The following is a 20,677-nucleotide window of genomic DNA, read 5'->3' on the forward strand; positions in this document are numbered from 1 at the left end:
GGGTATGCTTGCCTCATAAAATGAGGCAAGCATACCCTTTTGGTGGTAGATGAGGATGCGCAGCAACGTTTCCTTGCAAACGTGAGGACCGCCCGAGTCCCAAGCCCGCTTTGCAGCGCCAGCGGAAGAACGATGGGATACGTCTCCGGGCGAATCATTTGTCCCCTTCCCCCGTTAGGGGGGCAGTTTGGGTCCGCGCCTTCCGGTCTTTATGCTGACCTTTTCATCACCGCACTCTATTCATTTTTTTAAGACCGTTATATTTTACTCATAACTCACAGCCCTCGAATGAGGTCAGCCCAAATTGGCTGATTTCATTCATCCATCATCTCCCTGCACCATCCCCGATAAGTCTCGCCAAAAAGGCTGCCTTTTTCCCAAATGAAGGTGAAGTCATGGGTGACGGAAAAGTCCACAAGGTCGATGCGCATGAGCCGACCTTCACGGATAGGGCCTTCAGCGGCCGATTCGTACAAAAAAGACACACCCATATCTTCTTCGAGAAGCTGCAATATGGCGTGCATGCCGCCAATTTCAATGCGCCGCGAAAAGTCGCTGATCTGCCGCCCCATGAGGGCGAGCTGGTTTTCCAAAAGACGTCTGGTGCCGCTTCCCGGTTCGCGGAGGATGAGACGCTCTGTGAGAAGGTCCTCCAGCTTTTCCGGAACTTTTGGGAACTCATGCCGTGCGCTTGTAACGGGCACAAAGGCCACCGTATCGTAGCGCAGGGCTTCAAATTCCTCGGAATCGAAATAACCTTCCACAAGGGCAAACTGGATATCCCCTTCTTCAAGGCCGCGGATGAGCTCTTCCGTATTGGCAATCTTCATGGTCATGGCCGCGTCAGGATGGCGGCGGATGAACCGGGAAAGGGGCGGCGCTACGACATATTCGCCGATGGTCTTGGTCACGCCAAAATGGATGGGCTGCGACGCCGCGCGAGCATGGTGCAGGCGTTGACGGAGCTCCCGATCATCATTTCGCATGGCTAGGCCTGCCTTATATAAGAGGGCCCCTTCAGGCGTCAACATAAGCTTCCTTTCCTTATAGTGGAAAAGAGGTATGTCATAGGCCGCTTCCAAATAGCGGATATGCTGCGACACAGCAGGCTGCGTAATATGAAGCTTTGCCGCGGCCTTAGTGAAGTTCATGGTCTCGCAGACCGTAAGAAAAGTTTCCATTCGGTGGTCTAACATGAGTCCTCCATAAAATTTCCTTATCGATTAATAATAAAAGATAATTTTATTTTATCATAAAATCTGTGTAGAATGATACCGAATTCAATCGGAGCGGCGCTTATTGCTGCAATATGAGGAGGCAATCATCATGAATCCATCGAAACTTCCAGGCATCGCACTCTGCCTTGTCATTGCCCTGCCGTCCTGGTTTTTGGGGAAAACCTTTCCCATCATTGGCGGGCCTATCATCTCCATCCTTCTCGGCATGGTCGCCGGCCAGTTCCTCAAGGACCGGACAAAGGTCAAAAGCGGGATTTCCTTTACATCCAAATACATCCTGCAGACGGCTGTGGTCTTTTTGGGTTTTGGCCTGAATCTCTCTGTCATCCTCGCAACAGGCTGGCAGAGCCTTCCTATCATCATCTGCACCATTGCAACGTCGCTTATCATCGCTTACGGACTGCAAAAGGCCATGAACATTGACGTCAACAAGGCCACCCTTATCGGCGTCGGTTCATCCATCTGCGGCGGGTCCGCCATTGCAGCGACAGCGCCAGTCATCGAGGCAACGGATGATGAAGTGGCCCAAGCCATTTCGACGATTTTCTTCTTTAACGTCCTTGCCGCGATTTTGTTTCCTCTCCTTGGAACGGCGCTCGATATGGATACCTTGAGCGGCGAAGCTTTCGGCATCTTTGCCGGTACGGCGGTCAACGACACGTCGTCTGTAACGGCAACGGCCGCAACCTGGGACAGCATGTGGAACCTAGGAACCCAGACCCTTGATAAGGCCGTCACGGTGAAACTCACCCGGACCCTTGCCATCATCCCCATTACGCTCTTTTTGGCCTGGAACCGTTCCCGTTGTGGGGCGGGCGAAGGCCGCGCCGTAAGCGCCAAAAGCGTATTTCCTATGTTCATCCTTTACTTTGTCCTTGCTTCTGTCGTCACGACCGTAAGCATTCATTTGGGCATTTCGGGAGCTGTCTTTGGACCTATGAAGACCCTTAGCAAGTTTCTCATCGTTCTTGCCATGGCTGCCATTGGGCTCAACACAAACCTTGTGGACCTCGTCAAGAAAGGCGGTAAGCCGATTTTCCTCGGTGCCTGCTGCTGGATTGGCATCACCCTTGTCAGTCTCCTCCTGCAGCATGTTATGGGACTCCTGTGAACTTGAGGGGCCCTATTTCTTTCTCTAGTCGGAATGATTGGGAAAAGGTTCTTAAGGAAGCCCGTTCCAACCTTTTTTCAAAGCATAGGCCAAGGGCACTCCATAGATAATCCCCTCCCTTCACAAGGCATGCCATCCCGTTACGGTTTCTTGACACGGACCCTTTCCCATCGGGCAAAAAACTGTCAAAACATGCACCCCACCGTTTACGGGGCCAAGGGCCCTGAAACGGTGGTTTTTTTTCGTGGAAGGTCCTTATGACGAAAACAGGGCGAACTCCTTATACAAAGATCACTCATGAAGAGGAAGGCCCTTTGTCAACCGGTCCACTTTATTTTTTTTGCCACGCAGGCCAATACCAACAAGATTGAGCTCTTGTGCCTGATACCCCGCAACCGAAGCCCGGTTAGCTTCATCGTCAAAGGTCTCAAATAACTCTTCTGTATAAATGGATACGGCAAGGCCCTCTGAAAACAGGCCTTTTTGAAGCAGTTCCTGCAGCTGCTCTTTTGACGCGCCATGAATCATGATGGGTTGCTGGGACATGGGCAAGTACTGATGACCCTCAGCATCGACGTAGGGCTTACCGATGATTTCCTGCGTCCCGGCAATCCCGCTCATGAGAAAAGCGGTTACATTGAGTGCTTGCCAAGGTTTAAGGCCCTCCCACAAAACAATCTTGATTTTAGTGTCAAATTTCATGCAGGTTTCCCCCCTCTTGTCACGTGATGTTTCATAGGGTATTATAAGAAATCATGGTAATTCAATCAAACTGAATTTATAAAATATAAAATTTAATATTTTTGAATTAAGAGGTTTTTATGGATATCAAACAGCTACACACTTTTGAAACCATCATCCAGGCAGGCAGCTTTCAAAAGGCAGCACAAGTCCTGTCCTACGCCCCATCCACGATTACCTTCCAAATGAAACAACTGGAAAAAGAGCTGGGCGTTTCCCTTTTTGAGCGCCGCGGCCACGAACAACGCCTGACGTCTGCTGGGATTTCCCTAAAGCCCTACGTAGATCAGGTCCTCCATTCTGCCGACCAGCTCGTCGCCCATGCTGGGAGCCAGCGCCTGGAAGGACAGTTGACCGTGCTCCTTCCCGAATCCCTTCTGACCTACCACTTACAGCCCGTACTGGAACGCTTTCGAAAAAAAGCGCCCCATGTTCGGCTCTCCCTCCATGTCAAAAACTGCTTTGCCATTTATGACAGCATGAGGCATGGGGAAGCTGATCTTGCCCTTCATTACGATGTCGCCGCCTATCCCTCACCCTTTGAGACAACGCCCCTTGTCACTTATCCTCTGGTCCTTGTTGCTTCCCCGCTTCTTTCCCCGCAAGACAGTGATTTTATGACGAAGGGACAAACAAAAGAGCAATGTTTGCTGATCAATGACAAACAGGCCCTCTACTTAACCTATTTTCGGGAATATCTACGCGAAAAAGGCATTGCGCTCTCCCAAGAAATGGATGTCTGGAGTCTGGAAGCCATCAAGCAATGTATTTTAAGCAACCTCGGGGTCGCCTTTCTCCCCGAATTTGTGGTTCATGAGGAACTGCAAAAAGGCCTTATGAAAAAAATTCCCCTTGAACTCGATCATCCCTCTATGACGGCCCTTTTGGTTCATCGTAAGACAGCAAATCCATTGGTCCATTGTTTTAAAGAACTTGTGACTGCCCACTTTAAGAAAACGGAATAGGCCCATATGGCGAGAAATCATACAGCATAAGACCGGGCCTTTGATCTTTCAAGACCTTGAAGCGGCTGGAGGATGCGGACCCAAACCGACCCTGACGGGAGAACGGGTCTGAAAAGATTTACCCGGAAACATGTTCTTCGGCTTTCTGCGGGTGCGCCCTTCTTATCATCGGAGCAATCTTTGCTCCGACTTATTTAAATAGCGCCCGCGCTTCCCCCTCCGTCGTCGCCATACCGCCCCAGGAAAGCCCATAGAGCTTAGCAAAGCGCTGCATGGTGAATTTGCCTGCGTCGAGCATCCATTGTTCCGGCGCCGCACCCTGGAAGAGGAAGTACAGGGTCTTGCCACGCAGGCTGCCGCTTGCAACGGGGCCGTAGAAGCGATCCAAGAGGGTGCGCACGCTGCCGCAGATGTTATGCCAATAAAGCGGCGAACCGATGACAATGGTATCGGCGGCTTTGATCTTTGCCATGACTTCATCAAATTGATCGCCGGCAAGGCGCTGGCCATAGACGTTGATGCGATAATCCGTCAGGTTCAGGGTTTCATAGTCACGGCTCCCCAGCAGGGCCGCTGCAAGGCGTGCCGTGTTGCCTTTTTTGTTAGGACTGCCGTTAATAAATAAAATGCTCATGGTGATTACTCCTTAAAGTCTGTTCTGTTGCTGGTTACTTCCCATGCCTTATATTCATCAAGGCGAGCCGTAAGCCGCGATTTGCCGTAAGCCTGGGCATCGCTTCCGAGGAGGAGGCGCAGGGGCATCTTCCCGCTGTGGACAAGGTCCACAAGGACGCGGCCCGCTTCATCAGGATCGCCCTGCTGCGTGCCATCAGTATGGTCGTTGCGGATGCGGCGCGTACCGGCCGTCTTTTCGTAGTCCCCCAGTTCCACGCTCGATTCCTTAAGGGACGTGCCGGCAAATTTCGTACGGAAGGCACCGGGTTCAATGATCATGACATGGATTCCCAGGTCCTTCGTTTCCCCGTAAAGGGCTTCCGAGATGGATTCCAAGGCGCTTTTTGTGGCGGCATAGTAGCCGGATCCCAAGGCTGCGCCCAAAGCGGCGATGGACGAAACGTTCGCAATGGTTCTTCCGCATGATGGGAAGGACGGCTTTTATAAGGGCAATGGGTCCGAAAAGATTCGTCTGGAAGAGCTGGTCCACTTCTTTTGGAACGCCTTCTTCCACGGCAGCGCGGTAGCCATAGCCGGCGTTATTGATGAGGACGTCGATGGTGCCAAAGCGCTCCAAGCCTTTTTCTACGGCATTTTTGATGTCTTCTTCCTTCGTAACGTCAAGGGACAGGGCAAGGGCTTGCTCTGGATAGGCATCCACCAAGTCTTTCAAGGTTTCGACGCGGCGCGCCGTCACAATCACCTGGTCCCCGCTTTTAAGGACGGCTTTCGCAAAGCCCCGTCCAAGGCCGGAGGAACAGCCTGTAATAAGCCAAGTCTGCATAGTGGTATCGTCTCCTTTTCATGCAAAAGGCAGCAGAGCAACTGCTCTCACTGCCTTTTCATTTCATTCAATTATTCTTCAAAATCCGTCTTCGACGCAGCCGCTTCATAAGACGCAATGTCTTTTAGTTCCGCCTCATAGCGTGCTTTCATAGCCCGGCAGCAGGCAGCGCCAATGAGGATACGCGGCGGCAGATTCCCCTTTTCCACCATATCTAGGAGGAACTGGGCGGCCTTTTGCGGATTGCCTGTCTGGGTGTAGGTATTTTCCGCAAGGAACTTTGCGGCTTTATGGGCGCTGCTGTCCTTGTAGGCATCAAGCCTTGCAGAAGGATTCCTAAAGGAATGCTTGCTTCTGAAATCAGTCCGGAAAGAACCCGGGCAAACAGCAGACACAGCAATGCCAAATTCGCCAAGCTCTGCCCGCAAGACATCGGACAGACCGACGACGGCGAATTTTGCGGCGCAATACGCGCTGCTCCCGCTAAAGCCCATGAGCCCGCCTTGGCTTGAAACGTTCAGGATGACGCCCTTCCCCGCCTTTCTCATGAGGGGAATGACGCGGCGCGTAACGTTTACGACGCCAAAGTAATCCGTTTCAAAAAGGTTCCGCAGGTCTTCGTCCGTCGTTTCTTCAAAAGCCCCGCTGAAGCCAAAGCCTGCGTTATTGATGAGGACATCGATGCGGCCAAAACAATCCATCCCATCCTTGATGGCCTTTTCCACTTCGTCCGTCTTCGTCACGTCCATGACCACGGTGAGGACGGAAGGATGTTTGAAAATGTCATCATGGGGAACGCGGCGCACGGTGGCAATAACCTTATCGCCCCGTTTCACCGCTTCTTCCGTAAAGGCACGGCCAAACCCGCGGCTTGCTCCCGTAATGAACCATACTCGTTCCATGAGATTTCACTCCTTAAAGATTGGCTTTGTAGAAGGAAGCCAATTTGCCTTCGATTTCATTGACGTATTTCGGAACCCAATAGGTCTGGATGTGGGTAGCCCCTTTGACGAGGTAGAGTTCCTTGTTATTCGTGCCCGTCGCCTTCTTGAAGGCGTCCTGCGTCATGTAGAGCGTATCAGCCTTGTCACCGGCAATCATGAGGAGCGGCTGGTTGATCAGGTCCATATTGTCTGCCGCATCAAAGGTAAAGAGGTCGAGGTTGCTGCGAACCGTGTACTGGAAGGTAGAGTTAGGATGACGATGGGTCTTCCCATAATAGATGTAGCCTTCGCTGTAAAGGGTCGGCATCTTCTTCAGTTCTTCTTCAGGGATATCCTGGGTTTCCATGCCCGCGGTGCGTTTGATGGCCGCACCCTTTGCTTCGGCGGCGCGCTGCTGACTCGATTCAAGGAGCCGCTTTTGGATTGTGTCACGGCCGCTGTTCAAAAAGCCATTGCGGCGAACGATGCCGGAGTTGAACATGGAAAGCGTTGCTACCGCCTTGACGCGCTTATCCGTCTGGGTTGCCTTCAAGGTGTAGCCACCGCCGCCGCAGATACCAAGGGCACCGATGCGGCTGTCATCGACGCCAGGATAGGACGCAATCACGTCAACCATGCCGTGGATATCTTCCGTGCGGAAGGCAGGATTGTCGAGCATATGGGGCGTACCGCCGCTGGCACCTTGGAAGGAAGCATCGGCTGTAATGGTGATATAGCCTTCTTCCGCAAGTTTCTGGGCATAAAGGCCTGCCACCTGTTCCTTGACGCCGCCATTTGGATGAGCCACGACGATGGCCGGATATTTCTTTCCGCTCGTCTTGTCGTAACCTGCCGGCGTATAGATATTCGCAGCTATGGTGTTGCCATTGAGGGTATAGCGGACGGGGTGGATATTGACCTTGCCGTTTTCATTCTTCGTAATCGCCCCTTGATAAACAAGGCCAAAAGGATTCTTGTTAGGGCTCTTGATATCCTTTAAGGGAATCTCCACAAGATTGGCTCCGCCATAAAAAGTAATGCCGTTATTTTTGATATCTTTTACGGAATCAGCGGCGGGGGCGGCATACCCCACGGCCCCAAGGGCCATGACACTGGAAAGGACGAGGGCTGCTGCAGCCATTTTCTTTACCTTCATAAATAATCACTCCTTATCTTACCTGATACGATGGAAAAACACCGATGCGCATCCTATAAAAAGGATTGAAAAGCACCGATTGCCTTGATGGTTCCACTTTACTATTCGGTAGTTGCTACCTGTCAATAGTTTTTCTAAAAAATATCTGGAATTTTTTAGAATGGAATAATTAAGTATTTATCGGATATTCTTGGAAGCCTACGAAATCCTTATATCGGTAGATTGTACCGGATAAAAAAACATCGGCTGTAATGCTAAAAACAGCAAGCAGCTTTCATGCAGTCTTCTCCGAAGCACAATCCCGTACCTACCGAGCAAAGGGAAAACCGTGCAGACGCGAACCCAAACCGTCCCCTGACGGGGGAGCGGGTTCGAAAAGATTTGCCCGGAAACATGTGCCTGCGACATTTCGTTCTCGCTCCAAAAGCGTCCTTCGAAACTTCGGGCAAATGGTCCTCACTACCGTTCGTAATGAAACGTCGCTGTGCGTCCTCATCCACCACCGAAACCGGAAAATGGTAATGATAAACGCTTATGGAAATTTCCACACAACATGAGTGCCAATAAATTATGTTAGCGGCCCCGTCGTACACGAAAACGGTTCCCCTATCTCTGCGACCGCAATGGATTTATACGGGTACAGCTGTAGGGGATAAAAAGGCTCACTCTCTGCTGTTCCACACCAGAAGACCGGCCTTTCCGGCAGAGGAAACTCCGAATGCTCCTATCGTCGCTGCCCTCTGAGTAAGCTTTCTGCACAAATTTTTCAGCATAAGAGAAAACGAAAAATTCGGCGACTCACTTAACCGCCCTGCACGATCTCTTGTTTCGCTTTTTCTAAGGCAGATGGAAGTTCGCGTATCGAGCTCAGAGGCAAAAAAAAGATGGGGATTGTTCTAAGCGCTATCGTTATCTTCCCATTTCAAAGAAGCAGCCTCTTACAAAATCCAAATAAAAACCAAGAGCCCAAAACCGAACCTGCGTCTATGTTCGGTTTTGGGCTTGCTTTATAATCTTTTACCTTGTGGTCTTTCTCCCATTTGCTTTTTATCAATTCGGTTCAGCGGGGTCCGTCCAATTGTGAGGAGCCCTCACTTCCACTGACAAAATTCTCACAGCCACAGGTTTCTATGCGTCCGTATTTTCTCCCATTGCATTCGTATAGAATTAAGCAATGGAGGCACGCTGCAGTGGAGAATCAGAGCACTTTTTACTCCAACCCCACACTCTCTCTTCTTAATATGTATAACCCGGATCAAGAAGCTTCAAAAGGGCTTCGTCATGGTGACGGGCAAGGCGGATCTTGTTGTCAAAAATCATGGTGGCGCCGCTGTCCTTCGTATACGCGTCCCACTTCGGCAGGGCATCCGTCTGCGGCGTCCCATAGCGGGCAAAATGGACCCAAGCGTCACTCATGCGGTCTTCCAGGATATGTGCTTCCTTGCTTCCGCCAGTACGGCTCAGCATGCGGTCCACATTATGGAAGACAAAGGGGATTTCCGCCGTATGATAGGACATGTACGTCCCACCCATAAGCGGCGATTCCCAACTGAAAAGATAGGCGTAGACCGGAGCTCCGCCTTGTGCGGCCTTACGGCGCATAATCTTCAAGATTGGCTGGCGGATCAGGGTATCGATATAAAGGGCATCGGCCTTTTTCTTATTGGGATACGCCTTTAGAAATTCGCTCACGACGACGTCTTTCTTATCGCCGTAGGCCTGTTTGAGGCGCTTTTCTACTTCAGCATCCGTCCAGGTATTTTTATTGTCATACTGACGGTCCGTAGCGTCTACAATATCCTGGAACCCTGTCCATTCCGTCAAGTTGGTCCCAATGAGCAGCGGCACCTTGCGGCCCGCTTCGGCAAAGCCTGTTTCCGTTACAGGGTTGGTGGGAAGGAAATCCCCATCGACGACAGGTTCCCAGCTAAGACCGTAGCCTGTCCCGAGGGCCTGAGGAACCTTATATTCGGTGCCCACGGTCTTAAGGGCTTTACGCGAGGCTGCGGCAAGCGTTTCATAAGGAATCGTCTGCAGGCGTTCGAGATTGTCCTTTGTCACACCCAGCTCTTTCAAAGTAAGATCCGTCACTTTTTCACTCTGCTCTTTGCTCATGACGTAGGGGCCCATGGACTCGACGGCGCCGCTTTCCACGATGCCTTTTTGGAAGAGCCCTTTTGCACTCGGAGCAGTCATGAGGGTGAGCACCTTGGCACCGCCGCCGGATTCACCAAAGATGGTGACGTTTTGCGGGTCGCCGCCAAAGGAGGCAATGTTATGTTTCACCCATTTGAGGGCATCCACAAGGTCTACGATTCCAATGTTGGCCGAATCCTTATACTGGGGGCCATATTTTTCAAGGTTGAAATGACCGGCAAGGTTCAAGCGGTGATTCACGGAAACAACAACCACATCACCGCGACGGCTGAGGTTGGCGCCGTCATAAGCGGGTGACTCCAGGGAAGAACCGGCTTCAAAACCGCCGCCATGGAGCCAAACCATGACGGGGCGCTTTTTCCCATCCGTGAGGTTTGGTGTCCACACGTTGAGGTTCAAGCAGTTATTATCCATGGTAAAACTGCGGCCCGGTTCCCCCCACTCCCCATTGGGAAAATTGCCTTGGGCCTGAGGTGAAATGGGGCCGACCTGCGTTGCCATACGGATCCCGCGCCACGGCTTCACTGGTTTTGCAGCCTCAAAGCGTTGCGTGGCTTCCGCATAGGGAATGCCATAATAAGAATAGATCCCATTTTTGATGAATCCTTGTACGCGGCCCGCGTCCGTCTCCGTCACGGCAATTCCGGGTCCCGCCTGAAAAGTCTGGTCTTTTTGGGAAAGGGATGCTTGAACGCGAGCAGCCGCTTTTTCGGCAGCAAGCGTCGGTGCAGCAGCTCTGGCAAAAGTCGGAGCCGATGAAAGCAAAGCAGAAAGAACAAGTAACGATACCCATTTTGAAGATTGCATAAAAACCTCCTTTATTTTTACTCGACGCATGGATGGCGCCGATCTGCTCCAGTTAAACCAGACTTCTTTTTTCATGATTCGCCCAATCGGTCATGCAGCTAAAGAAAACCGCTCATGATCAAGCGCTTTATTTCTGTCAGTTTTGCACACTAGGGGTTTCTTATCTACTGGCAGAAGTCCTGCGTCAATCTGGGCGATTTTCTTTAGTCGTACGACTTTATGGGACGATGATTAAGCCTATGGTTTTGACTTTTAGAGCAAGATCCGCAGGCTTTAGACAGCCTTAAGGCCTTTAACCCATCCACCTCGGGCGGCCTGAGCCAAGCTGCACCACAACATCTTTTCCAGCTGACGCTTGGCACAGCTTTTTTGCGGTATTCAGCCGGTCATATTTTTTTACTCATAACTCACAGCTTTAACCTCACAGTTATAGGCCGCCTTTCTTTAATACGCCTCCTCAAAGATTTCTCTGATTTCTTCCTTACCCAGCTGCCGGAAGCTGCCGGGCGAAGCAACGCAGCCAGCGGCAACGTCAACAAGGACGGCATGGTCGATGTTCATGTCGCGCAGTCTCGTTGGAAGGCCGATTTCCTTGATAAAAGCGGTCAGGGCCTCGATGCCTTTTTGGGCGCGCGTCAGTTCGTCGCCTTCACTAGGGTCGATGTCAAAGACTTTTTCAGCAAAACGGGCAAACTTTTTGGTCCCATCCTTTACGATATGACGGTAGTAGACGGGATGCAGTACGGCAAGACCAGCGCCGTGGTTGCAGAAGGTATAGGCGCCCAGGCTGTGTTCCAGGATGTGGCACTGGAAGTCCGTCTTCTTTCCCAGTTTGAGGATCCGGTTTTCCGCCATAGTCGCAAGCCATACAAGGTTACTGCGGGCTCCTTCGTCGTGAGGATCCACAAGGATGGCTCGGATATTATCGACAGCGCTTCTCATAAGGGCTTCGTTCATGACGTCAGACACGTTATTGTCATTAGGTTCACTGAAATAGATTTCCATCATATGGGAGAGGCTGTCAAAAGCACCGGAGATGAACTGGAATTTCGGCACTGTTTCCGTATATTTGGGGTTCAAGATGGCAAATTGGGCGTTCAGTTCCGGATAGTCGCGGCCCGTCTTCACTTTGAGGGATTCGTTTGTAATGACGCTGCCGCCGTTCGTTTCACTTCCCGTCCCCGATACGGTAAGGACAATGCCAAGGGGAATGGGTTTTGTTTCGATCTTACCAGCATGGGCCCAATACGCGTCCCACAGGTCCCCATCATAGACGGCACCAAGAGAAATGGCTTTGGAGCAGTCCATGACGCTGCCGCCGCCTACAGCCAGAATGAGGTCCACCTTTTCTTTTTTAGCAAGGGCTGCCCCTTCAAGGACCTTGGCATAGGTCGGGTTGCTGCGGATGCCGGAAAATTCGACAACGGTCTTGCCGGCTGTCTTAAGATATCCCATGATTTCTTCATAGATACCCGTTTTCTTGATGCTGCCCCCACCGTAGGTCAGCATGACCTTGGGGCCGTATTGAGCGAGCAGGCCCGGCAGATAAGTGGAGACACTATCGTTTCCAAAATAGACTTTCGTAGAATTTTGAAACACGAAACTATTCATGATTGTCACCTTTCTTTTTTCTTGTTTCCTTGTTTTTCATGGAAAACCCCGGACCAAAGGGCTCCAGTCCGGGGTCTTTGACAATTTTTCATGGTTTATTTCAGGGATTTCACCCAGCTGATGACATCCTGGCTGAGCACGTTTCCTTCAAAGCGATGACCTTCAAGCCATTTGCCCGTACCCGCTGCCTTTTCAAGATTTGTACCGCTGTCCCCCATTGGTGTAGACATGCTCGTGGCAAAAGGAATGACCGTCTTACCTGTAAAGTCATGCTTTTCTACAAAGGTGTAGACCACATGAGGTGCCTGACGCCACCAATGCGGGAAACCGATGAAGACGCGGTCGTATTTGGCCCAGTCCTTTGCGTCGCCTACATAATCCGGGCGCAGGGACGGATTATTGTGTTCTTTCTGAACACGGCTGTTTTTGTCATTGTAGTTCAAATCATTTAGCGTATAGGGCTGTTCCGGTTTGATTTCAAAAAGGTCAGCGCCCGTTTCTTTGGCAATGGTCTCAGCGACCTTTTTCGTGTGACCTGTTGCGGAAAAATAGACGACGAGGGTCTTTCCGCTCTTATCCGCCATTGCGGCTGCGGCCGGCTTTGTCTCTTTTACGGGCTCCGTCTGCGCCGCCTGGCTGCTGCAGCCCGTACTCACAAGAAAGAGGCTCGTCAGCGTCACAACAGCGAAAACGTGGCGCATGAGATTTTTAAAGGAAAATGCTTTCTGCATGCTTGTCATGCCTCCTTATCTAGCAAGCCCATTTGCTTTCATCCAGTCTTCCAGGATATCCGCAATGGCTTCATTATTCGTATCGCTCATGAGAAAGTGTGTGTTGCCCTTGATGCCTTTTTCCGGCAGGTGAAGGAGCGTTGCCTTGCCGCCGTGATGGTTGACCGCGTCGACCCACAGCTTTGCCATGGCAAGACGGACGCGCCAGTTATCAAGGTTCCATGCCTCCGTCCGTTCCGTCGGGATATTGTCGCCGTAGACGACGAGAATGGGTCTCTTCGTTAGTTTTTCAAAGTCCGAAAGCTTCACGGCCGTCCCTTTAAGGGCGCCGAAAGGACTTGACGTTTCCATAGGAGCGGGTACTTCGCCTTCGGGGAAGATGAAGCCGCTTCCCGGTTCAAGGGCAATGATGCCTTTCACATGATCACTTTTGATGGCCGTCCACCAACCAGGACCGCCTCCCTGGGAGTGGGTCACAAGGACGCCGTCACCGCTTCTTTCAAAGACCTTTGCCATAGCGTCGCTGATGACCTGTTCATCAAAAGCACCCGTGTTGGGAGTCATGCTGCGGAAGAACTCTTCCCGTGCCGCTTCGTCCCACCTGACGTCGACACCGGGATAATAATTCGGATAGAGGCCAATGCGGAAGTTATCATACCAAAGCTGCTCCATGGGTATCTTTGATACGGTTCCTCCCGTCGTTGACTGACCAGCTCGGCCGCGGCGGGGTTGATCCACAACGTAGGTGGCATACCCTTTTTCAAGGAAGATATTTTGGAAACCATCCCGCCCATCAGGCGTTGTTTCCCAGGTCTTGCCGGACTGACCGGCCCCATGAAGGAACACAATCGCATTCTTTTTGGCCTTCACAGGCTTTTGATAGAACACATAGGCGTGATCACCGTGAAGGGTCTGACCGGAAGGATCAAGAGGCTTACTGTTATCGAGCGTTCCCGGTGCCGTCACGACCGTCCCCCCTGCCGTAAAACTTCCCTGATCCGCAAGCATCACAGGGTTATGGAAAGCTTCTGCAGAGGCCGTAAGAGCAAGGGAAAGGACGAGCGCCGCCAAAAGATTCTGTTTCATGGACTATTCCTCCTTAAGGTCTTATGATGATAGGGTTTTCATCGGTTCTTCTCTTTATGACTTTATTCTACTATTCGGTAGTAAATACCGGTCAAGTATTTTTTTATCCTTACCATTCTTTTTTTACAGCCTTCAGCCAAGTCCGGTGACAAGAGCAACTACCGGCATAGTGATGACCGCAGCGGCCGTTGTTACCGCAACACCTTGGACTGAAACAGGATAGCCTTCTTTATTGTAGAGATTGGCCAAAAGAGGAATGACATTGCCCGACGGCGTAGCAAGGGCGGCCATCGAAACCGCAAGTAGGTAGGTGTTATCAACGAACTGTTTCAAGATAAGCGTCACAACAATGGGGAGAACAAGCATTTTGAGGATGGTAAAAGCAATAATCTTCTGATTGATGAGGCTCTTCCAGTCCGTATCAAGGAGGAAGGAACCCAGGAGCATCATGGCAAGAGGGCCCGTCATGCTCCCCACCATACGGATAGAACTGGTAAGGATATAGGGCAGTTTGATGCCGGACAGATAGATAACAATGGCAAGGACGCAGGATATCATGCCCGGATTAACGAGGTTCTTCCAGCGAAAAGGTTCCTTGGCGCCACCACCGCCCTTGATGGTTTCAATGACATAGGAGAAAAAGAGCAGGTTGAAGGGAATGAGAAGAACCGTCATATAAATGAGCGCCTCCTTTCCATAAATAGCATCCACCATGGGAACGCCCATGAAGCCGATGTTCGTAAAGACGACCATGACGTTCACGATGCCTTTTTCCGCTTTGCCATAATGAAGGATCCTCGGAATGAGGAAGGCTGCGAGCATCAAGAGGGCCAGCATGACAACGACGACACCAAAAGCATAAAGAAGGGCACCGCCTTCCATATGGGGCCCATCTCCGGTCACACCGGAAAGGATGATGGCCGGATAAGCAACCTGCAGGACAAGCTGCGTAATCTGGCCCTGATTATCCGGCGTCAGGATATTCTTTTTCCGTGCCCAAGCGCCGACGACCATAATGATGACAAAAATCAGCATCTGCTGTAAGACTTGCATGATAAAACCTCCTTAGGAAAGGCCCTTGGCAGAAAGCCAGTCCGCCATGAGACCTGCAATGACTTCATTGTTTTTATCGGCCATGAGGAAATGAGTATTGCCCTTGATGCCAAGGTCGGGCAGATGGACGATTTCCGCCATCCCGCCGTGTCGGTTGACGCAGGACACAAATTCTTTTGCCATCATGAATTCGCTGCGCCACTTATCGGGTCCAATTTCATCAGTCGTGCCATCCGAAATGTGGTCACCATAAAAAAGGATCATGGGAAGCTTCGTCAGGGCAAGGAAGGACTCAAGGGGAACGCCCATGGCCTGGGCCTTAACGGGATCATAGAGAGTCGGCACGGGTTCCGGTACTTCCCCTTCAGGAAAAATAAAGGGCGATCCACCCGGTTCAAAAGCGATAATGGCCTTGACCTTATCCGTGCGGAAGGGGGTGCGCCAGCCAATGGTGCCGCCCATGGAATGGGTCACGAGGATGGACGGTCCCATCTTTTCAAGGAGTGCGGCCATGGCATTGGCACTCACATCGTCATCAAGTTCGCCTTCGTACGGCGTCCAAGAGCGCTGGAACTGGTTATACGTCTCAGCGTCGCCAGCCATGGCCGAATCTTCGTAGGGGACGGGCGTATCCCCGTCAAAAATGCCGCAGCGACAAAGCATGTACATCGTCTTATCGGCATACAGAGGATTTTTTGCATAAGGATTGCGCCCGTCATCCGCTTTTAAGGCAAGACCGGCTTCCCCCATGCGGGGCTGGTCGATGAGGACCGTCGTGTAACCCTTGCGCAAAAAAAGGGTCTGAAAGCCTTCGCGGCCATCAGGCGTCGTTTCCCATGTCCGTTTGCACTGAGCGCCGCCGTGCTGAAAAATGAGCGGATAGGGACGCGCGTCCACGGGTACCTGGTAAAAGGCATAGGCATGGTCCCCATAGGCAATCTGTCCTTCTGGTTCAAGAAAATGGTCCGTGCGGAAAACGCCGTCATGTTTCAGCGTCGATCCGCCGATGGCAAAACTGCCTTGTTCAGCAATGATAAGAGGTTGTTTGGGGTTATTGGACATGGTTGGTTCCTTTCTTTTTTACTTGGAGCAGAAATTGCTCCGATTCGATGGAGTTAGGTGTCCCCATTACTGAAAAAAGATTTTCTTGATAGTAATGGGGACATGACCTATCGTAAGAAGTCACGTAACACAAATTCATTTTAAAGTCACCCCAAAAAAATGCCGTCGTCGGGCGGGCCACTCCTAAGAATATTTTCGGATTGCAGAAGAAACCTTTTTTGCCTACGGTCCATATCAACCCATCTGCGTTGTCAAACGCATAACAAGTGTCTGCTAAGTTTATAATGGACGCCGGCTATATGTACTCAAATGCGGATCCGGTACTTTGGCAGCCGCTTGGTCCTATAAAAGGCGGCTGTAAGGGAAAAGACCAGAATGCAAAAGAACCAAAAGGCGTGACTAGTCCGAAGCACAGGGGTATCGCTCTTCGGATTATTTCCCTTGGGATGACAAGAAACGTGTTTTCAGGGGCGAGGGACCAAAACCAGGAAAATTTTACAAGCATATATCATTAAAATTTCTTGGTTTTGGTGGTGGACGAGGACGCAAAGCGAACGTATCCTTGCAAGCGACAGCAAGGCTTATTCGCCCGGACTCTCGAAGGACGCTTTTGGAGCGAAGCGGAAGTCCGAGAAACATGTTTGAGGGCGGATTAAGTTCGTTCCCACCCTTCTTACGGTCTTTTCGCCAGCCGCCTCCGGTGGCCTTAGCCAAGGAAGGCCCTAATTATTTTGCCTTCCGTCTTAGCCGTTTGACGGGTACACCGTCAAACTCATTCGATATCAGGATGTACGACCGCCTCAAACCACTCCGTCGACACCCCTTCCTTCCGTTCCATCACAGCCACATGCTGAAAGGTGTGATGAGGTGCGGCACCATGCCAATGCTTGACGCCTTCGGGGATGGTGACACTCTTTCCAGGGAGCAGTTTCTGCGGCTTTTCACCCCAAATCTGGTAATAGCCCTCCCCTGCCGTTCCCAGAAGGATCTGGCAGGACCCATGGTGGACGTGCCAGTGTGTGCGGGCGCCGTCATAAAAAGTCACAGCGGCCGCCATAGGCCCTATGCTTGATAAGGGGGCTACGTAGCTATCCCCCGTAAAGTGGTCCACATTGCGGGCATTGTAGACGCCGACAGGAAAGGCCGCCGCCTTTTCCTCTTCCAGTGCTTTTTGTACAACAGCGACGTCCGTCGGTGCAGCAAAAGTCGTTCCCACATTCATGATAAGGGCTGCACAAAATGACAGGAGACCTGCTTTTTTCAGGAAATTCTTTCGCATTCTCACGCCTCCTCTCCGTGGATAAAGTTCATGAAGGCGGCCGGCTCTTTTTTGGGCTGGGCAAGGTTGGCCTTTTTTGCAAGCTCCATGGCTTTCAGGAGATAGGCCATATTACGGCCCAATACGTGCAGGGTCCAGACCCCTTCCTTATCCTTAAGGACTTCTTCCGCCGTCGTGCCATGGACCTGGTTCCAATAGCGGCTCGAGACAATGGGCATTTCCTGGATGGCAAAGTACTTATTCATCTCGTCAAAGGCCGCCGTGGTCCCCGCCCTGCGGGCACTGATGACGGCTGCGGCCGGTTTGAGGTAAAATGCTTTGTTGCCGTTTCCCCGTGCCTCAGAATAAAAAGCCCGGTCGAGAAACGTCTTCATATTCCCCGCAAGAGCCGCATAGTGGACGGGCGACCCAAAAAGGAAGCCGTCTGCCTCTAAGGCCTTTTTGCGGAATACATTCACGGCGTCATCAAAAACGCAGTCATTACGCTTGTCACACTGATGACAGGCGATGCAGCCACCAATGGGTTTGATGCCGATCCAAAATTCCTCCGTTTCAATTCCCTCTTCATGGAGGACATCGGCCACAAGGCCAAGGGCTGTATGGGTGCAGCCATTTTTATGGGGAGAACCGTTTACAAGTAAAACTTTCATATTGATTCATTCGCTCCTTTATTTTTTAGGAAAGGCTTCGTTTGCAGCCCGCAGGTTATTGAGGGTCCGCGGGAAACCGACATAGGGGTTGAGGACCGTGAGCACGCCGATTACTTCGTCTTCCGTAGCTCCTGCCGCAAGATAGCCCCGCACATGGGATTTAAACTGCGGTTCGTCATTGCCAAGGGTGCCGATTGCTGCGACCGTGAGCATTTCCCGTGTCTTAAGATCCAAACTTCTGCGCGTGTAAATATCGCCAAAACAAAAGGCCGACAGGTCATCCTGCAGATGTTTTTGGTTAGCTGGCGTGTTTTTGCGCATAGTCACGATGCGCTCGCCATAAGTTGCAACCTGGAAGGCAAGGCCCTTTTCAAGGCGGTCTCCATCCGTCGTTGCGGCCTGGTTTTCAAGGGGCAGTTTCACCCCTTCTTCCTTAAAGACGCGGTTTACGCGTTCCATAGCCGTCAGCACCTTAGGAAAGCCAATATAGGGCGCTAGATGGTAAATGGCCTCGCGCACGTCAAGGGGCGTCACACCATCAGTCAAGGCGCCGCGGACATTCTTTTCAAGTAAGTCTTGCGCCCCGCTTGCCGTGAGGGTTGCTAAGGTCACAAGGTGCTGTTCCCGCCGCGTGAGACGGGCCTGTTCCATAATATCTCCATAAATATAGCCCTTCATCATAGCCTCAAGTTCTGGATCGGTCTTCTCAAGACCGAGCGACTGCTCTGCCATGGCGGTTTTGTAGTTTCTCTCCGCCACATCACTGCGGCTGGACCCAGCTGCTGCAAAACCGCTCCCACCTAGGATGCCAAAAAGACCAAGGGTCATGCCAATGATTTTCCAATTCATAAAAACACCTCATTTCCATTAGGATGGCTGTCATGGTTTCCATTCGATGGCCCCACTGTATCATCCGGGAGCAACTACCTGTCAATACTTTTTTCAAAGAAAAACAATTTGCTATTTAGCGGCATTTTATATATAATAACCGAAGCTCGTCATGTGTTTCTTTTTCGGTAATTAATACCGCAAAGCATCCGATACCCCTAGAAGGAGGAAACACAATGGATAAAGAAATCAAAGAGAAACTTCATATTGAAAAAGTCGTCAACACAGGAAGACTTTACCCCATGAAAGAAGCCTGTGAGCAAACGGGCCTTGCCTATGAAACCCTAAAATTTTACTGCAACATCGGCCTTGTTCCCGGCGTCAAACGGGATGCCAGGAACCGCCGCGTCTTTAACGACAAGGACATTTCCTGGATCAAGAGCCTCACATGCCTCAAAAACTGCGACATGTCCATCGAGGAAATGAAGGAATACCTCGCCCTGTGCCTAAAAGGCCAGTCCACCATCCCAGAACGAAAAGAAATGCTCATGAAAAAACGGGCCATCCTCATCAAAAAGCATAGCGAAATCCAGGCCGCCATTGAATATATCGACCTCAAACAGGATTTTTATGATGAAGTATTGAGCGGAAAGATCGAGTATTTCAGTAATCTGGTGGGGGAGGAATAAGTGTTGCTCTGCTCATAAAACGGAGGGCTGAGTTGATGAAGACCGTGAGGAAAAACACTGTGAGTCCAGCGCCAAATTGATTTTTCGATCACACGTCCTGCAAACAAGATTGCTTGGTGGATACTCCCGCCTTGGTAAGGCGGAACGGCTTTCACCGTGTCCAAAGCAAAAGGCCGTAAAGCGAAAGATTGTAAGGTAAAAACCATAAGAAAAGCCCAAAATCGAACGTAGACAGCGGTTCGATTTTGGGCTTTTGGTTTTTATTTAGCTTTTGTGAGAAGCTGTTCTTTTGGAAATATAGGGATCACAACAGCATCTGGTACGACCTGCGTCCAATCTTTTCCTTTAGAACTTGATGCAACGCATCGCTCCGTCTTGGTAAGACGGTAAGCGCATCGCCGATCAATTTACGAGCTTCCATGTGCCTTAGAAAAAGCGATGCAAGAGATTCCGCAGGGTGGTTAAGTGAGTCGCCGAATTTTTCGTTTTCTCTTATGCTGAAAAATTCGTGCAGAAAGCTTACTCATAGGGCAACGACGATAGGAGCAGTCGGAGTTTCCTCTGCCGGAAAGGCCGTTCTTCTGATGTGAAACAGCAGAGAGCGCCCCCTTTTATCCCTTACAGCCGCACCCGTATAAATCCCTTGCGGCTGCGGAGGTAAAAGAATCGTCTTCGTGTACGACGGACCCGCTAAATAATATATTGCCACTCATATTGTGCGGAAATTTCCATAAACATTTATCAACATAGTTTCCCGGTTGTGGTGGTAGATGAGGAATGCCGTTGACGTTTCCTTGCGAGCGATTAGCGAGGCAGATTCGACCAAGTTCTGAGGCTGCTTTGGAGCGATGGCGAAAAGCCGAAGAACATGTTTGAAAGCGAATCATTTCGGATCCGTTTCCCCGTCAGGGGACGGTTTGGGTCCGGCGTAACATGTGCCAACGAGTGCCTTAAAAGACCGTAGTGTATGGCGCCAAACCGCCCTACGGGAGGGCGTCGAATTGATCTTTCGATCATACGGTCCTACTGCCTTTTCGCTCGGCAGCCTTGGCATCAAATCAGTTTGCTCTTTAGGCTGACGCCTTTACTTTTCCGAATGATCGGCCATATCTACAAACTCACAATTCAAGG

At 51.0% G+C, this 20,677-nt stretch carries 17 protein-coding genes and 1 pseudogene; 3 read left to right on the top strand and 15 right to left on the bottom strand.

Annotation, left to right across the window (positions count from 1 at the left end):
• Positions 1-314: 314 nt before the first annotated feature.
• A complete protein-coding gene (locus HMPREF1246_RS02835) occupies positions 315-1,181 on the bottom strand; it encodes a LysR family transcriptional regulator (RefSeq protein WP_231368209.1) in 867 nt (288 codons plus the stop codon).
• A gap of 145 nt (positions 1,182-1,326) precedes the next feature.
• Between HMPREF1246_RS02835 and HMPREF1246_RS02840 the strand changes: the two genes are divergently transcribed.
• Positions 1,327-2,349, top strand: coding sequence for a YeiH family protein (locus HMPREF1246_RS02840; RefSeq protein WP_021736640.1), 1,023 nt, complete (start codon positions 1,327-1,329; stop codon positions 2,347-2,349).
• A gap of 291 nt (positions 2,350-2,640) precedes the next feature.
• Here HMPREF1246_RS02840 and HMPREF1246_RS02845 read toward each other — a convergent pair whose 3' ends face one another.
• Positions 2,641-3,051, bottom strand: coding sequence for a DUF2000 domain-containing protein (locus HMPREF1246_RS02845; protein WP_016459638.1), 411 nt, complete (start codon positions 3,049-3,051; stop codon positions 2,641-2,643).
• A 119-nt stretch (positions 3,052-3,170) separates the two neighbouring features.
• On the opposite strand from HMPREF1246_RS02845, the gene HMPREF1246_RS02850 reads away from it, so the two are divergent.
• Entirely contained in the window at positions 3,171-4,055 is an 885-nt protein-coding gene (locus HMPREF1246_RS02850) for a LysR family transcriptional regulator (RefSeq protein ID WP_021736639.1), read from the top strand.
• A gap of 190 nt (positions 4,056-4,245) precedes the next feature.
• Here HMPREF1246_RS02850 and HMPREF1246_RS02855 read toward each other — a convergent pair whose 3' ends face one another.
• From HMPREF1246_RS02855 to HMPREF1246_RS02920, 13 genes and pseudogenes are all read right to left on the bottom strand, one after another.
• On the bottom strand, positions 4,246-4,689 hold the full coding sequence (locus HMPREF1246_RS02855) for a flavodoxin family protein (protein WP_021736633.1): 444 nt from the start codon (positions 4,687-4,689) through the stop codon (positions 4,246-4,248).
• 5 nt (positions 4,690-4,694) lie between these two features.
• A pseudogene (locus HMPREF1246_RS11050) lies at positions 4,695-5,514 on the bottom strand (oxidoreductase).
• A 71-nt stretch (positions 5,515-5,585) separates the two neighbouring features.
• Positions 5,586-6,416: an SDR family NAD(P)-dependent oxidoreductase gene (locus tag HMPREF1246_RS02865; RefSeq protein WP_021736638.1), complete on the bottom strand. Its 831-nt coding sequence runs from the start codon at positions 6,414-6,416 to the stop codon at positions 5,586-5,588.
• A gap of 13 nt (positions 6,417-6,429) precedes the next feature.
• Positions 6,430-7,593, bottom strand: a complete 1,164-nt coding sequence (locus HMPREF1246_RS02870; protein WP_021736646.1) for an alpha/beta hydrolase — start codon at positions 7,591-7,593, stop codon at positions 6,430-6,432.
• Positions 7,594-8,829: 1,236 nt separating this feature from the next.
• Positions 8,830-10,557, bottom strand: a complete 1,728-nt coding sequence (locus HMPREF1246_RS02875; RefSeq protein ID WP_021736641.1) for a carboxylesterase/lipase family protein — start codon at positions 10,555-10,557, stop codon at positions 8,830-8,832.
• 444 nt (positions 10,558-11,001) lie between these two features.
• Positions 11,002-12,168: an iron-containing alcohol dehydrogenase gene (locus tag HMPREF1246_RS02880; RefSeq protein ID WP_009015978.1), complete on the bottom strand. Its 1,167-nt coding sequence runs from the start codon at positions 12,166-12,168 to the stop codon at positions 11,002-11,004.
• Positions 12,169-12,263: 95 nt separating this feature from the next.
• Entirely contained in the window at positions 12,264-12,899 is a 636-nt protein-coding gene (locus HMPREF1246_RS02885; RefSeq protein ID WP_021736642.1) for a flavodoxin, read from the bottom strand.
• A gap of 15 nt (positions 12,900-12,914) precedes the next feature.
• A complete protein-coding gene (locus HMPREF1246_RS02890; RefSeq protein ID WP_021736635.1) occupies positions 12,915-13,985 on the bottom strand; it encodes an alpha/beta fold hydrolase in 1,071 nt (356 codons plus the stop codon).
• Positions 13,986-14,117: 132 nt separating this feature from the next.
• Entirely contained in the window at positions 14,118-15,038 is a 921-nt protein-coding gene (locus HMPREF1246_RS02895) for an AEC family transporter (RefSeq protein WP_021736636.1), read from the bottom strand.
• Between the two features lie 12 nt (positions 15,039-15,050).
• Entirely contained in the window at positions 15,051-16,100 is a 1,050-nt protein-coding gene (locus tag HMPREF1246_RS02900; RefSeq protein ID WP_021736644.1) for an alpha/beta fold hydrolase, read from the bottom strand.
• Positions 16,101-16,872: 772 nt separating this feature from the next.
• On the bottom strand, positions 16,873-17,379 hold the full coding sequence (locus HMPREF1246_RS02910) for a cupin domain-containing protein (RefSeq protein ID WP_014128800.1): 507 nt from the start codon (positions 17,377-17,379) through the stop codon (positions 16,873-16,875).
• 2 nt (positions 17,380-17,381) lie between these two features.
• Complete coding sequence (locus tag HMPREF1246_RS02915) at positions 17,382-18,029, bottom strand: flavodoxin family protein (RefSeq protein WP_021736630.1); 648 nt, start codon at positions 18,027-18,029, stop codon at positions 17,382-17,384.
• 18 nt (positions 18,030-18,047) lie between these two features.
• The gene (locus HMPREF1246_RS02920; RefSeq protein ID WP_021736632.1) at positions 18,048-18,878 is read right to left on the bottom strand and encodes a carboxymuconolactone decarboxylase family protein; all 831 of its coding nucleotides are present in this window, start codon (positions 18,876-18,878) and stop codon (positions 18,048-18,050) included.
• Positions 18,879-19,093: 215 nt separating this feature from the next.
• On the opposite strand from HMPREF1246_RS02920, the gene HMPREF1246_RS02925 reads away from it, so the two are divergent.
• Complete coding sequence (locus tag HMPREF1246_RS02925; protein WP_009015986.1) at positions 19,094-19,546, top strand: MerR family transcriptional regulator; 453 nt, start codon at positions 19,094-19,096, stop codon at positions 19,544-19,546.
• Positions 19,547-20,677 lie beyond the last annotated feature (1,131 nt).

The sequence above is a fragment of the Acidaminococcus sp. BV3L6 genome (assembly GCF_000468835.1).
In the GTDB taxonomy this organism is placed as follows: Bacteria; Bacillota; Negativicutes; order Acidaminococcales; family Acidaminococcaceae; genus Acidaminococcus; species Acidaminococcus intestini.